The sequence below is a fragment of the Pseudomonas cichorii genome (assembly GCF_003700275.1).
GTDB lineage: Bacteria > Pseudomonadota > Gammaproteobacteria > Pseudomonadales > Pseudomonadaceae > Aquipseudomonas > Aquipseudomonas cichorii_B.
Window position 1 is genome coordinate 130,610 of sequence record NZ_RBRE01000103.1, and the last position, 13,679, is coordinate 144,288.

General features: G+C 57.5%; 11 protein-coding genes, 2 tRNA genes and 1 pseudogene. 5 read left to right on the forward strand and 9 right to left on the reverse strand.

Annotation, left to right across the window (positions count from 1 at the left end):
* Nucleotides 1-15: 15 nt before the first annotated feature.
* The 4 genes from ALQ04_RS26590 to ALQ04_RS26605 form a co-directional block, all read right to left on the reverse strand.
* Nucleotides 16-1,347 carry a virulence factor family protein gene (locus tag ALQ04_RS26590; protein WP_122318763.1) on the reverse strand — a complete coding sequence of 444 codons (1,332 nt, stop codon included), beginning with the start codon at nt 1,345-1,347 and terminating at the stop codon, nt 16-18.
* Nucleotides 1,347-3,989, reverse strand: coding sequence for a bifunctional lysylphosphatidylglycerol flippase/synthetase MprF (gene mprF / locus ALQ04_RS26595; RefSeq protein ID WP_122318764.1), 2,643 nt, complete (start codon nt 3,987-3,989; stop codon nt 1,347-1,349). Before mprF ends, ALQ04_RS26590 begins: the two co-directional genes overlap by 1 nt.
* A gap of 481 nt (nt 3,990-4,470) precedes the next feature.
* Nucleotides 4,471-4,547 (reverse strand) — tRNA-Met (locus ALQ04_RS26600).
* A gap of 197 nt (nt 4,548-4,744) precedes the next feature.
* A tRNA-Met gene (locus ALQ04_RS26605) sits at nt 4,745-4,821 on the reverse strand.
* Between the two features lie 244 nt (nt 4,822-5,065).
* On the opposite strand from ALQ04_RS26605, the gene dinB reads away from it, so the two are divergent.
* A complete protein-coding gene (gene dinB / locus ALQ04_RS26610; RefSeq protein WP_122318765.1) occupies nt 5,066-6,127 on the forward strand; it encodes a DNA polymerase IV in 1,062 nt (353 codons plus the stop codon).
* A 41-nt stretch (nt 6,128-6,168) separates the two neighbouring features.
* Here dinB and ALQ04_RS26615 read toward each other — a convergent pair whose 3' ends face one another.
* The 3 genes from ALQ04_RS26615 to ALQ04_RS26625 all read right to left on the reverse strand — a co-directional run bounded on the left by ALQ04_RS26615 (nt 6,169) and on the right by ALQ04_RS26625 (nt 10,427).
* Nucleotides 6,169-7,131, reverse strand: a complete 963-nt coding sequence (locus tag ALQ04_RS26615; RefSeq protein ID WP_122318766.1) for a hypothetical protein — start codon at nt 7,129-7,131, stop codon at nt 6,169-6,171.
* Between the two features lie 67 nt (nt 7,132-7,198).
* Complete coding sequence (locus ALQ04_RS26620; protein WP_122318767.1) at nt 7,199-8,914, reverse strand: proline--tRNA ligase; 1,716 nt, start codon at nt 8,912-8,914, stop codon at nt 7,199-7,201.
* 175 nt (nt 8,915-9,089) lie between these two features.
* A complete protein-coding gene (locus ALQ04_RS26625; protein WP_122318768.1) occupies nt 9,090-10,427 on the reverse strand; it encodes an OprD family porin in 1,338 nt (445 codons plus the stop codon).
* 145 nt (nt 10,428-10,572) lie between these two features.
* Here ALQ04_RS26625 and ALQ04_RS26630 point away from each other — a divergent pair, with 145 nt between their 5' ends.
* The 3 genes from ALQ04_RS26630 (at nt 10,573) to ALQ04_RS26640 (ending at nt 11,930) form a co-directional block, all read left to right on the forward strand.
* Complete coding sequence (locus ALQ04_RS26630; protein ID WP_147466634.1) at nt 10,573-10,926, forward strand: hypothetical protein; 354 nt, start codon at nt 10,573-10,575, stop codon at nt 10,924-10,926.
* Between the two features lie 369 nt (nt 10,927-11,295).
* The gene (locus ALQ04_RS26635) at nt 11,296-11,721 is read left to right on the forward strand and encodes an HIT domain-containing protein (protein WP_122318770.1); all 426 of its coding nucleotides are present in this window, start codon (nt 11,296-11,298) and stop codon (nt 11,719-11,721) included.
* Between the two features lie 2 nt (nt 11,722-11,723).
* Nucleotides 11,724-11,930 carry a SlyX family protein gene (locus ALQ04_RS26640; protein ID WP_122318776.1) on the forward strand — a complete coding sequence of 69 codons (207 nt, stop codon included), beginning with the start codon at nt 11,724-11,726 and terminating at the stop codon, nt 11,928-11,930.
* 66 nt (nt 11,931-11,996) lie between these two features.
* Here ALQ04_RS26640 and ALQ04_RS27770 read toward each other — a convergent pair whose 3' ends face one another.
* Nucleotides 11,997-12,218: a cold shock domain-containing protein gene (locus ALQ04_RS27770; RefSeq protein WP_004667445.1), complete on the reverse strand. Its 222-nt coding sequence runs from the start codon at nt 12,216-12,218 to the stop codon at nt 11,997-11,999.
* 108 nt (nt 12,219-12,326) lie between these two features.
* Nucleotides 12,327-12,596: pseudogene (locus tag ALQ04_RS27775) on the reverse strand (cold shock domain-containing protein membrane protein); the annotation flags it as partial.
* 447 nt (nt 12,597-13,043) lie between these two features.
* Here ALQ04_RS27775 and ALQ04_RS26650 point away from each other — a divergent pair.
* Nucleotides 13,044-13,517 carry a Dps family protein gene (locus tag ALQ04_RS26650; protein ID WP_122318772.1) on the forward strand — a complete coding sequence of 158 codons (474 nt, stop codon included), beginning with the start codon at nt 13,044-13,046 and terminating at the stop codon, nt 13,515-13,517.
* Nucleotides 13,518-13,679: the final 162 nt, after the last annotated feature.

The window sequence follows — 13,679 nt, forward strand, 5'->3', positions numbered from 1 at the left end:
TCTGCCGATCAGTGTTTATTGAGCGGCAGGCTTGCCTTGCCACTTGTTGATTGCATTGATCAGGCGCTTGGCCAGTGCCGGATAGTCTTCATCGAAGTGATGACCGCCCGGTAGCTCGATCACTTCACCCACTGCTGTGGTGTCGGTGCAGCCGCTGGTTTTCTTTTCTTCCAGGCCGTACACGCAAAGCACTTTTGCAGCCGGCAGTTTGGCCATTTCCGGACCGGTAGTGGCTTCCTTGCCCGCGTTGCCGAGCCAGCCGTCTACGTGAATCTCGAAGCTGCCGGAGCGGGCGAAGGCCAGCAGGATGATGCCGTCGATGCGATTCTGGTCATCCACTGCCAGGCGGTTGTACACCGCAGGCATGACATCGGCGCCAAACGAATAACCGGCCAGAATGAAGCGTTTGGTGCCCCATTTCTGGCGATAGTGATTCATCAGGTCGGTAAGGTCGATGGCCGTCTGTTCCGGGGTCTTGTGCTCCCAGTAGTAGCGCAGCACGTCGATGCCGACCACCGGATAACCCATCTTCGCCATGTCGCCAGCCACGACCTTGTCCAGGTCGCGCCAGCCGCCATCACCGGACATGAACAGGGTCACGGTGTCGGCATTTTGCGTGGCAGGCACTTCAACGGTCGGAATGCCCAGGCCGCCCGCGTCGTTCTCACCGAGCAGCAGGTGGCGCAGTTCGGTGTTGAGCACTTGTGGCAGCTTGATGTCGTAATCGCTGATGCTGGTTTCGGCATTGGCCTGATCGCGCACGAAGGCTGCGCTCGGATCGTCCGGCGCATCGTTCCAGGCGGCCAGCCAGTGACCGTGCGGGGCCTTTTGCGGCAGCGGTACGTCGCAGATCTGCGGCGGGGTTTCATCCTGCTCCAGCACCGGAGGAGGGTTGGATACATGCTCCAGGGCAAAGCCGACCGAGATGGCTTGCGCCTTGTCGTCGCTCTGGCCGGCCAGCCAGCGCCAGGCCAGCGTCGCGCCCGGACCGATGCCGCCGACGACCAGAGGTGCAGCGTCGAGCTGTTGCAGGGCAGCCTGGAAGGTCTTCTGCTGCAGGACACAGTCATCCTTGGGCAGCACCACTTGAATGATGCGCGCCGAAGCGTCCTTGCTGATGGCCAGCAGTTGCTTGTCGCTCAGCAGGTCTTCAGCGGTGACAGCCAGGGCGATCCGGGTCTTGACCTTGGTAGCCGGGGTCACGCTGGTCAGTGGCGCACCATCGTCAAGCGTCAGGTGTTCGAGGCTGGCAGGTGGAGCGGGGCGATTCCATAACCAGAGTCCTAGTGCCACCAGCAGTACAAAACCCAGAGCAGCAAGCAAATAGCGCGAAAAGCGTCGGATCATCAGCGTTTCACCAATCCAGTCAGGCCGCCCGCAATCAGGGCGGCGGTGTCAGCCAGTGCCACAAGCGGATCGAGTCCGGCAGGCACGGCCATATAGCGAGGTTCCCAGTCCGGTTGGAACTTGTCCTTGAAGCGGCGCAGGCCCTGGAAGTTGTAAAGCTGTTCGCCACGGCGGAACACCATCGAACCCAGGCGCTGGGTCAGCGGTGCGCCGCGGCGTGGCTGCAGGCCTGACAACGGCACCATGCCCAGGCTGAAACGTGCATAACCCTGCTGTTTGTAGTGCAGGATCAGGCCGACCATCATGAACTCCATGGTCAGCTTCGGTGCATCCGGATGCGAGCGCATCAGATCCAGGCTGGCCAGTTCCAGGTTGTTGGTTTCCAGCAGGTTGGCAAAGGCTACCGGTTTGCCCTCGAAGTGGATGATGGCAATGCGGAAATACTTCAGGTACTCGGGGCTGAAACGGCCCAGAGAGAAGCCTTTTTCGCGAACGTTCTTGCCGGTCAGCCAGGCATCGGAAATGGCTTTCAGCTCATCCAGGGGGGCCTGGCCGGCCTCGTAAATCTCCAGCGACAGACCATCGCGGCCACCCCGGTTCCAGGTATAGCGCAGGTCCTTCATTTCCTTGCCCTTGGCGTCGATGTCGAAGCGTCGCAGGTCGACCCTGGCTTCCTCGCCAAGCTTGATCGCTGTCAGGCCGATGTCCATGTAGTACGGCAGGTTCTCTGCGCGCACCTGATAGAACACCGGACGGGCGTGGTGGACGTCGCACAGGTCACGGAATTGCCAGATCAGTTCGGCGCGCTGCTGGGTCGGGCCGATCGGGTCATACAGCGCTACCAGACTGCGTCCGCGATGGGAGTACATCAGGAAGGCGTTGTTGTCAGGGTGGAACAGGATCGCCTTGTCGCCGGTCAGCACCAGTCCGCCATCGGGCTGCTTGGAGGCCTTGAGGATCGCGGCGGCCTTGTCCAGGTCCTCGGCGTTCGGCAGCTTGATCACCGGGCGAGCGGTGCGCAACAGCCAGGTCAGAGACACCACGACCAACAGAATCGCGCTGCCCAGGGCGGAGCGCAGACCACGTGGAGCGTCGGCGTCGAGGGTGAATTGCCACCAGAGTTGATGGCTGTAAGGCACGTCCTGATAGGCAAACAGCAGCAGCCAGATCGATGCGCCGACCACGCAGGCGCTGGCGATCAGATAGAGCGGCGAGAATGGCAGTTCAAGCAGGCGGCTTGGGCGATAGAACGAGCGACGGAAAGTGGCCAGCAGACCGGCCGTCAGCAGCAGCAGGCTGGCTTCTTCCCAGTCGAAGCCCTTGAGCATCGACAGCACCGCGCCAACCAGCAACAGAATGACCGTCAGCATCCACGCCGCCGACAGGCGCCGCCGCAGGCCTTGAGCCAGCAGCAGACACAATACGCCCACCAGACTTGCGCCAAAGTGCGAGGCATTGATCAGGCGGTGGGGAATCATGAAACCGACGTTTTCCAGGCGGGTGTCGATTTCCGGTGTCGCACCGGAGAACAGCAACACCACGCCCGAGAGGAATACCAGCAGCGCCAGGATCGGCGCAGCCAGCCCCGAGGCAACGCGCATTGCCTGGCGGGTCGGCAGCAGGCGCTGGGCTTCAGTAAACAGCAGCGTCAGGCAGGCCAGCAGCAAAGGCAGTACGACATAAATCAGTCGGTACAGCAGCAAGGCCGCCGCCAATGGCGCCGCGCCCAGTTCGTTGGCGAAGGCTGCCAGCAGAATCGCCTCGAACACACCAACACCGCCCGGTACATGGCTGAGCACGCCTGCGGCCAGTGCCAGCAGGTAGATCAGCATGAAGGCGCCCAGTGGTGGCGCTTGGGGCAGCAACAGATAAAGCACCAGAGCGGCAGCGGCCACATCCAGGGCGGTGATGACCAGCTGGATCAGGGTCAGGCGCAGGTCGGGAAGGCGCAGGGTGCGTCGGCCGGCCCTGACCAGAATATTGTGTGCGATGGTCTGTTCCGGCAGGCGCCGGCGATATACCGCTACTGCCAGCAAGGCGCTTGCGATCAGTACCACGATGGCCAGTACGGCCAATACTTCGACCGGCAGTTTCAGTGCCAGGGATGCACCCGACAGGTTGCTCAGGGTCGCCACGGCAGCCAGTGGCGGCAAGGCGCAGCCCAGCGAAAGGCTGGCGAACAGGGTCATGCGGGCGATTTCCATCGCTCCGATCCCGTGACGCGAATACAGCCGGTAGCGTACCGAGCCGCCGGAGAGCATCGACAGGCCCACGGCATTGCCAATCGCAAATGACGTAAAGCCGCCGAGCAGCAATGTGCGGGTCGGCAGGTTCACGTTTGCATAGCGGCTGGCGGACAGCTCATAGCCCATCAGAATGATGTAGCCGATTACCGCTGCCAGCAGGGCGCCGCCCAGAGAAGGCAAGGGCACGGCGAACAGCGAGTCGCGCAGCGCATAAAAGTCCATCTCGATCAGCATGTGACGACAGGCGATCAAGGCCATGCCGAACAGCAGCAGCATGATCGCCAACCCGATGGGTTGACGGTACTTGCTCAGCAGTTCCAGCCAGCGGAGGCGGACAGGTTTTATCGAATTATTTGCAGCAACTGCTTCGTTGGTATCTGACGGGTTGTCGCGCATCAATCACTCCTTGGATCGTGCGCGACAGGATGGAGGTATGCAGCCAAGTTACCAATCCCTACGCAAAAAATATTTCGAGATGTTATCGCGTCAACGTCTCATGGGCGAACTGCGAATGGCCTGAGCGGGTGCCGTTCAGCTTTGATTCAGCTTAGGCGCATGTAACAAAAATGACTACGTTCTGCCATTGCGTTTTGAAAGTGCTTCAGCGCTGACAGGTCAGATACACGTTGGCCTGCTGCGCCTTTAATCGTTGCGTATGACAGCCTTTCGTCGCTTTTCGTACAACCACTCGTAAGGATTCTATCGGCAGCACATTTAAAAACTGTCGGAAGCTGAAACATTACGTTACGTACGTGATGATAGGGTTTCAGAGGGCGGGGGAAATAGTCTTTTTTATCAGGCTGTTAGCATTGCTGCATGAATGCTTTTTCATCAGGCACAAAAAAGGCCAATCTTTCGATCAGCCTTTTTTGATGTTTGGTTGCGGGAGCCGGATTTGAACCGACGACCTTCGGGTTATGAGCCCGACGAGCTACCAGACTGCTCCATCCCGCGTCTGTGGGGCGGCATTCTACAGAGAAGTTCGGGGGTGTCAACCGTTAATGTCGGAAACCTGAAATTAATCCTGTTTCCTGCCGGTTGCCCGAATGCATGACTCTCGATAGACAGTGAGCTATCGGATCTGCGATCCCGGTATTGCGCCACAATGCAAAAGGCCCGCTTTATGGGCGGGCCTTCTACGGTACTGCATTTGGTTGCGGGAGCCGGATTTGAACCGACGACCTTCGGGTTATGAGCCCGACGAGCTACCAGACTGCTCCATCCCGCGTCTGTGTGGCGGCATTCTACAGAAGAAGTCAGGGGTGTCAATCATTAGTTTGAAAAAATGCTTTTTTCTTCAAATGCTTAGCGATGTAAGGCGGATGAGACGCGACGGTGCGCGAGGCTCTCGCGAGCTAAAGAGGAGGGCCAGGTGCTGATGCGGGTTTTTGATGCGCGCCTGAAGCATCATGAGTGTCACTTCTTGACACCAATGCGATACTGCACGGCCATTGAATGCAAAATCGCCTTTCATGACTCAGCGCAAAATCATCCACATCGACTGTGACTGCTTCTATGCAGCCATCGAAATGCGAGACGACCCGAGCCTGGCGGCAAAGCCGCTGGCTGTTGGTGGGTCGGCGGACAAGCGTGGGGTGATTGCGACCTGCAACTATGAAGCACGGGCCTATGGAGTACGCTCGGCGATGTCCTCGCGACATGCCTTGAAGCTGTGCCCGGACCTGACCATCGTCAAGCCGCGCATGGATGCCTATAAAGAAGCATCTCGGGAAATCCACGGCATCTTTCGCGATTACACCGACCTGATCGAGCCGCTATCGCTGGACGAGGCTTTTCTGGATGTGTCCGACGCCAGCCATTTCTCCGGCAGTGCGACCCGGATAGCCCAGGATATCCGGCGCCGGGTCTCGAACCAGTTGCATATCACTGTCTCGGCTGGCGTGGCGCCCAACAAGTTTCTGGCCAAGATCGCCAGTGACTGGAAAAAGCCCAACGGGCTGTTTGTGATCACCCCCGATCAGGTCGAGGATTTTGTCGCAGAACTGCCGGTCAGCAAGCTGCACGGTGTCGGCAAGGTGACCGCCGACAAGCTGGGGCGGCTGGGAATTATCAATTGTGTGGATCTGCGCCGCTGGAACAAACTGGCGCTGGTGCGTGAATTCGGCAGTTTTGGCGAACGGCTGTGGAATCTGGCGTTCGGTATCGACGAGCGCCCTGTGCAGAATGACAGCAGGCGCCAGTCTGTGAGTGTCGAGAATACCTACGATACGGATTTGCCAGATCTGGCCAGTTGCCTGGAAAAACTGCCTGCCTTGCTGGAGACGCTGGCCGTGCGCATGGAGCGTATAGCCGGTCAATATCGACCCGGCAAGCCGTTCGTCAAAGTCAAATTCCATGACTTTACCCAGACCACGCTTGAGCAATCGGGTGCGGGGCGGGACTTGGGCAGTTACCAACAATTGCTGACCCAGGCTTTTGCCCGCGGTGGCAAGCCGGTCCGGTTATTGGGGATTGGAGTGCGGTTGCATGATTTGCGCGCCGCTCATGAGCAACTGGAACTGTTCGCTCGATAGTTGCAGGCTCCGTCTCGGGAGCCTGCTTGTTGTTCGCTGTCTTATTCGCTATCCGGGTCGGTAGCTGGCGCAACGAGGCGTCCGGCGTCCTTGGCCAGCGACTTGAGAAACTCGTTTTGCAATTGTGGATCGTTGCGAGTCAGCTCGATCAGGCTCTGCTCCAGCTCGCTGGCTTCTTCTTCAAGGCCCAGTTCCGAAAGGCGCTTGACCCGATGAACCCACTGTTTGACTTCATCGTCTTCCAGATCGTCGTAGATCAGCTCATGCGCTTCCAGCAGCTTGCCGCGCAGTGACTGGCTGATCGGCAGGCTGGCATTGGCGTGCGCGTTGTCCTGATCGTCCTCGATATTGAGATACAGGCGAGTGACCCGGCTCAGGTCCTGTTCGGCAAACGGGCTGTCGAGCAGGTTGAGACGCAGAATCCCGTTACGGTCGGTATTCAGTTCGTGGGTTTCGTTGCCGGCCTTGACCATGACCGGGCGTTCATTCCAGGGCAGGGTGGAGTTCTCGATGCGCTTGTCCTTCTGGACTTCATCGATACTTGCCAGGTTCTGCTGGGCGCGGCCATGGGAAGGGGCGTTCATGAATGGGTTGAGGCCGGCCACGCCGTAATTGATCCAGTCCTTGGTAACGCTGTCCGGCAAACTGCCCAGCGTGAACACATTGACCACGTTGGCTCCGACGCCAGCAACCACGGCGACGGCGCCCAACGGAATCTCGTAGATTTCACGCCAGGGTTGATAGGGGGTGTAGCGGTCGTAATGGCGGGTCACTTCAAAGTCGGTGACCTCGAAGGATTTGTGCTCGTGGATCCGCACCCGGCGCTGTGGCAACTCAAGGGTCTTGGGCTCGCCGATATCGATCTGCAGCGTGTGTTCGAGCAGTTTGCGCTCTACGCGCTCCTCGTGCTCGCTGCGCTGTGACAACTGATTGGCACAACCGCTGACGAGGAACGTGCCGCATAGAACGGCGCTGCCGAGGCTTAGGGGGCTTCGTCTGAACATGGGATCTCTTGATGCGGATTGGGCGGGTGATGAGGGGTGCGCCCGCATGGACGGGCGCACCTGTCACTCAGCGCTTCACACGGCCCTGGATGAACGACAGCACGTCGGCAACCGCAATGGCTTGTGGCTGCGACTCGACTCGGCTCTTGTATTCCAGATTGCCTTCGGCCAGGCCACGATCACTGACCACGATGCGATGCGGAATACCGATCAGCTCCATGTCGGCGAACTTGATGCCCGGGCTGGTTTTCTTGTCACGGTCATCGAGCAGGACTTCAAAACCTGCAGCGGTCAACTCGGCATACAGTTTGTCTGTCGCTTCGCGAACGGCTTCCGTTTCATAGCGCAGTGGAACCAGTGCGATATGGAAAGGTGTCAGGGTGTCGTTCCAGATGATTCCGTTTTCGTCGTTGTTCTGCTCGATGGCAGCCGCAACGACCCGCGAAACACCGATACCGTAGCAACCCATGGTCAGGTTGACCGGCTTGCCGTTCTCGCCCAGGACCTGGCACTTCATCGCTTCGCTGTACTTGGTGCCCAGCTGGAAGATGTGGCCGACTTCGATGCCACGCTTGATTTCCAGGGTGCCCTTGCCATCCGGGCTCGGATCGCCGGCAACCACGTTGCGCAGGTCGGCAACGGTCGGAACCGGCAGGTCGCGTTCCCAGTTGACGCCGAAGTAGTGCTTGTCGTCGATGTTGGCGCCGACGGCAAAGTCGCTCATCAGTTCGACCGAGCGGTCGATGATGCACGGCAGCGGCAGATTCAGCGGGCCGAGAGAACCAGCGCCAGCGCCGATGGCGTCACGCAGCTCTGCTTCGGATGCCATGACCAGCGGACTGGCGACCTGCTCCAGGTTGGCGGCCTTGATCTCGTTGAGTTCGTGGTCGCCACGAATGATCAGCGCGACCAGCTTGCCTTCTTCGGCAGCGTGGACAACCAGGGTCTTGACGGTCTTTTCGATCGGCAGGTTGTGGCCTTCGACCAGTTGCGCGATGGTTTTTGCGTCAGGCGTGTCGATCAGGCGCAGTTCTTCGGTGGCTGCGCCGCGAGTCTTCTCGCGTGGCACGGCCTCGGCTTTCTCGATGTTGGCGGCGTAATCGGAGCTGTCGCTGAAAACGATATCGTCTTCACCGGAGTCTGCCAGCACATGGAACTCGTGCGAACCGGCACCGCCGATGGAGCCGTTGTCGGCCTCGACCGGGCGGAAGTTCAGGCCCAGGCGGCTGAATACGTTGCTGTAGGCCAGATGCATGCGGTCGTAGGTTTCCTGCAACGAGGCATGATCGGCGTGGAACGAGTAGGCGTCCTTCATGACGAATTCACGGCCGCGCATCAGGCCGAAGCGTGGGCGGATCTCGTCACGGAATTTGGTCTGGATCTGGTACATGTTGATCGGCAACTGCTTGTAGCTGTTGAGCTCGTTGCGGGCCAGATCGGTAATGACTTCCTCGTGGGTCGGGCCCAGGCAGAAATCACGGTTGTGGCGATCGACCAGGCGCATCAGCTCGGGGCCGTACTGCTCCCAGCGGCCGGATTCCTGCCACAGTTCGGCGGGCTGGATGCCCGGCATCAGAATTTCGAGCGCGCCGGCAGCGTCCATTTCTTCACGAACGATGGCTTCTACCTTGCGCAGTACGCGCAGGCCCATGGGCAACCAGGTGTAGAGGCCGGAAGCCAGTTTGCGGATCATGCCAGCACGCAGCATCAGCTGATGACTGACCACGACTGCATCGGAAGGGGTTTCTTTCTGTGTGGCGAGCAAAAATTGACTGGTGCGCATGGTTGGCCGTTGTCGGTTGCTTGGACTGGAAATGACCCGGCATTGTACGGCGGTGTGTCGGTCGCGTACAGGGCGCGGCGGGCGTGGAGCGCATGGCGGCATTTTTCGGGCCGCATGAAAAAGCCCGGCATTTGGCCTGCCGGGCTTTTTCGGGTAGCAGATACCTGAGTTGCGGTTACAGAACCGAAATCGGGTAGTCGACGATCAGGCGGAACTCGTTGACGTCGCCGTCGAAGCTGTTGCCAGCGTTGGCGCGGTGCCATGCCTGACGCAGACGGAAAGACAGATCCTTGGCTGGACCGCTTTGCATCACGTACTTGGCTTCGAAGTCGGTTTCCTGATGTTTGCCGTTGTCGCCATACATGCCAACGTATGCGCTGCCAGCCGGTGTCTTGGTGCCATCAATGTCGTAACCACGAACGTGACGAGTCATGAAGCTCAGGCCTGGAACGCCATAAGGAGTCATGTTCAGGTCGTAGCGCACTTGCCAAGACTTCTCGTTAGGTGCGTTGAAGTCAGAGTACTGAACGGAGTTGTTCAGGAAGATCGAGTCGCCACCACGGTTGTTGTCGCCGATACCGATGTAGTCGAACGGAGTGTTGCCGTCGACCTTCTGGAAGGCCAGGGTCACGGTATGGGCTGCTGCGAAGGAGTACGCAACGGAACCCGAGGCAGTGGTGTTATTGATCGAACCAGCGTTGGCGTTGCCTTCGTCTAGTGTGCGATAAAGATTGGCATCGAACGCCAGAGACTGGTCGCCGCCCAGAGGCAGTGCGTAGTTCACGTTGGCGTAGTATTGATTCCAGATATCTTCGAGTTTGGCGCCGTAGAAAGCGACACCCAGATTATCGGTGATGGCATATTTGCCACCAACGAAGTCTGCACTATTGGCCTCTACGCCATTGCCGTTTCTGGCGTAGTTGGCAAAAATCTTGCCGCTACGATTGGTGTCATCCTGGCTGGTGCCGGAGTAATAGTGACCTGCTTCCAGATCCAGACCTTTGATCTCGCTGCTTTGCAGGCTGAAACCGCTGGCTGTCTGAGGCAGTAGGCGGCTGCCGCCCACGGCAAATACGGGGCTGGTAGGCTGCATGTCGCCGACTTTCAACTCCGTTTTGGAGATGCGGAATTTGACGGCGCCACCGAGCTTGCCCTGAGTGTCTTCGTTGTCACCCAGTCTGTTGGTCACCAAGTTGCCGGAGCCAGAGTACTTGTCTGGACCCCAGAGTTTCAGGCCGAAGTAGCCGAACGCATCTACGCCGACGCCGACGGTGCCTTGGGTGTAACCCGAGCTGTAGTTGGCCCAGAGGCCCTGAGTCCAGTCGCGATCGTCCTGAGAGGTTTCTTTCTTGTCACGGTTGTAATAGTAGTTGCGCAACTTCAGGTTAAGAGTGCTGCCCTCGACAAAGCCCTTGGCTTCAGACTGGTCACTGACGAACGGTGCTGCTGTTGCCATTTGGACGCTGGCTGCCGTAACGGCCAGTGCGATTGCGCTCCACTTCATCACTCTCATCGTGATTGCTCCTTTGGTTTTAAGAAGATTCAGGCCGTCCCACCTGTTTTTTTATCTGGGCGGCTCTTTCTTTTTTTGTCTGCGAAAATCTATCTCACGCTGACAGTGGTTACGATAGTTGCTGACCTGTCTTTACGTAATCTTTATGGCGATGTCGCTAAAAGTTTCGCGCAGGTCGCAAACGCCTCATTTCCTTGTTGAACTCTCAGCTTCGGGTGTGTGCTCCAAGCTGTTGACCGCTATTTCCCTTGATCACGACAGCCCTGTTTCCGCATGGGGCATCGTGACCATGGATGTGTTGAAGCAACAACCGTGCACAAAGTTCAAAATAATTGAAAAAAAATGTGAAATTTCAGTTTTTACCTGGAGTTTCACTCATAACCTCATGATTTTGTTTGGGTTGTTTTTCAGCACGAAAAGCACGCTGCGCAGGCCGGTTAATGGCCGCTTGAGGGTGGCAAAGCAAAAAATGTTACTGATGGCACCGGCGTTTGAGTAAATCGCAGCCCTGCGCGCGCTTTTGGTATACCAAGGTGTTTCGTTTTGGTGCACAGCATCAGGTGGCTGCCATAGCTTGGGGTCGTGGCTTCGTCTTGACGTATGGTGTGCACGGCGCTGTTTCATTTTTATGTCCAGATCTCGGTTTTTGCCGATTTTCGCCTCCCGAAGGCTAGCGCTTGCGGATGATTGGTAAAGGGGGCGACGGGATCAAATTGGTGCGATGTCCCTGAAAAGCGGTGCAGGGTGGTGCGCAGGTGTTTTTGGCGCTGAGTTGCAGCGTGCTGAGGAAATGTGTTTTGCCGGGTGAAGCGCTGCCCGATCCTGCGTATCCTGCCTGGCATTCAACCGGACAATCAGGAGTCTTATCGTGTTCGTTCTGGATTCACGTCTCAAGCAGGACACTTTGCCGGTCGGCGACTTCCCGTTGTGCCGACTGTTGCTGTCCAATGACTCGCGCTACCCATGGTTCATTCTGGTGCCGCGCCGTCCTGATATCAGTGAGGTGTTTCAGCTTGAAGCGCAGGAACAATTGCAGCTATGGCTGGAGACTACAGCCCTGTCGCAAATACTGAAGGGCGTATTCGACGCTGATAAACTCAATGTCGCGGCGCTGGGCAATGTCGTCAGCCAGCTTCATATGCATGTCATCGTTCGCAAGCGTGATGATGCTGCATGGCCAGCGCCTGTATGGGGCAAGCATCCGGCTCTTCCTTACACGGACGAGCAGTTCGCCGCCGTTGTCGAGCGTTTGCGGCCGGTGTTGCCGAACGATTTCCGGTTTGAGGGTGAATGATCATGAGTCTTGAAGAACGAATCATGGAGCTGGAAACCCGCCTGGCCTTTCAGGAAGATACGATTCAGGCGTTGAACGATGTGCTGGTTATACAGCGGCGTGAGCTGGATCGGCTGCAACTGCAAATGGCTGCGATGCTCAAGCGCCAGGAAGAAATGGGCAGTCAGTTCGATACCTTTGTCGAGGACGCGCCGCCTCCTCATTACTGAGGCTGCACGCATAAAAAAACCGCGCTTCTCATCGCTGAGGAGCGCGGTTTTTTATTGCCGCACAGATCAGCGGCGCGGCAGGGCCGCAATCACGTCTTCAGCCTGCAGGCCTTTGTCGCGGTTCATCACGGAAAACTCCACGCGCTGGCCTTCGACCAGAACACGATGACCTTCACCGCGAATGGCGCGGAAGTGCACGAAGATATCGTCGCCGGAATCACGCGAAATGAAACCGAAACCCTTGGAAGTGTTGAACCACTTCACGGTGCCGGTATCGCGATTGCCCAGATCGTGGCTTTGCGATACGGGCGAAGGAGAGGACCTGTAGAAACTGACGCCCAGGTGCAGTGCAACAGCAGCCATGGCGGCAATCATGCTGACCATGATGGCCGGTTGACCCGCGATGGTCTGTAGTGGAACGAGCAGGGTGAGGATTTGTACGATGACAGCAATAACAAGCAGTGCGCTGACCAGATTTTGCAGGTTATGACGTGGTCCCCGGTTCCAATAGGGAATCACTGGAGCAAGAAGCAGATTGAGCAGCCCGAAGAAAACCAGATAAAGCGCATCGGGTTGTAGCAGGGACGTAGCCTCGCTACGCAGGCTGGGTATGAAGGAAAGCAACAAAGCTGCTGCTCCCGTTACCAGGTGGACGATTTTCAACATTTTAAAAAGCTCACATTAAGAAGGATCACAAGGAAATAGCGGGTAACGCCCGGTACGCTTCTGAAAAAGTGGAGGCGTGCTGCACGAGCGATGGTCCAGCCTATGCGCTACAGCCGGATGGCAGGATTGGTAGCGACACGCTGTCTATTTAACAGCAAAGCCGAAGTCTACTCAAATCAAGTACCTGCGTGGCTTCGCCCGATTTGCTGGCGCCAGTAAAGCGTCTTCCGAAAAGACCCTTGATAGCCCTGAGCTAGAGCCATTGCGCACGCGGGAACCGGTTCTGGCGGCAGAGGGTCTGACAGGGTTGACGGTTCAGGCGCAGCCTTGCTGCATGGCTGTGCCTGTTTGAGTGCGTGTACCAATAGAAGGCTGCACTCGCAGGCTATCTCTTGATAGAGTAGTACGGTTACTGCTTTCCAATCCTCATCTAAAAGGGCATGAAACATGGCAATCGATATCGGTATCAGTGAAGAGGATCGCAAATCGATCGTAGACGGTCTTTCGCATCTGCTTGCAGATACTTATGTACTTTATCTCAAGACTCACAACTTTCACTGGAATGTCAGTGGGCCGATGTTTCGCACACTGCACTTGATGTTTGAAGAGCAATATAACGAACTGGCACTGGCTGTCGATTCCATTGCCGAGCGTATTCGTGCTCTTGGGTTCCCGGCGCCGGGCACCTATTCGACTTATGCTCGCCTGTCTTCGATCAAGGAAGAAGAGGGTGTGCCAAGTGCTGAAGATATGATCAAAAGTCTGGTTCAAGGCCAAGAGGCTGTTGTCCGTACAGCACGTAGTCTTTTTCCTCTGCTGGATACAGTCAGTGACGAACCGACTGCGGACTTGTTGACCCAGCGTATGCAGGTTCACGAAAAGACTGCATGGATGCTGCGTTCGATGCTTGAGTCCCGGTAACAAAACCCTGGAGCAGTTTGCTCCTGTTCCGGTCGGGGTGCGTTGCCGTTTCAGGCGGCAACGCGCTTCTGCCCCGGCAGTGCCGGGGCGTCTTGTCCGCAGGTCTGCGCTGATAAAAGTGTTGGATAAACGTAAAATATAAATATTAAACACATTTTATGA

Excerpts from the sequence above, each read along its gene's own strand:
- ALQ04_RS26590 (WP_122318763.1), bottom strand. The coding sequence starts at position 1,347 with ATGATCCGACGCTTTTCGCGCTATTTGCTTGCTGCTCTGGGTTTTGTA.
- mprF (WP_122318764.1), bottom strand. The coding sequence starts at position 3,989 with ATGCGCGACAACCCGTCAGATACCAACGAAGCAGTTGCTGCAAATAAT.
- dinB (WP_122318765.1), top strand. The coding sequence starts at position 5,066 with ATGACTCAGCGCAAAATCATCCACATCGACTGTGACTGCTTCTATGCA.
- ALQ04_RS26615 (WP_122318766.1), bottom strand. The coding sequence starts at position 7,131 with ATGTTCAGACGAAGCCCCCTAAGCCTCGGCAGCGCCGTTCTATGCGGC.
- ALQ04_RS26620 (WP_122318767.1), bottom strand. The coding sequence starts at position 8,914 with ATGCGCACCAGTCAATTTTTGCTCGCCACACAGAAAGAAACCCCTTCC.
- ALQ04_RS26625 (WP_122318768.1), bottom strand. The coding sequence starts at position 10,427 with ATGAGAGTGATGAAGTGGAGCGCAATCGCACTGGCCGTTACGGCAGCC.
- ALQ04_RS26630 (WP_147466634.1), top strand. The coding sequence starts at position 10,573 with ATGGCGATGTCGCTAAAAGTTTCGCGCAGGTCGCAAACGCCTCATTTC.
- ALQ04_RS26640 (WP_122318776.1), top strand. The coding sequence starts at position 11,724 with ATGAGTCTTGAAGAACGAATCATGGAGCTGGAAACCCGCCTGGCCTTT.
- ALQ04_RS26650 (WP_122318772.1), top strand. The coding sequence starts at position 13,044 with ATGGCAATCGATATCGGTATCAGTGAAGAGGATCGCAAATCGATCGTA.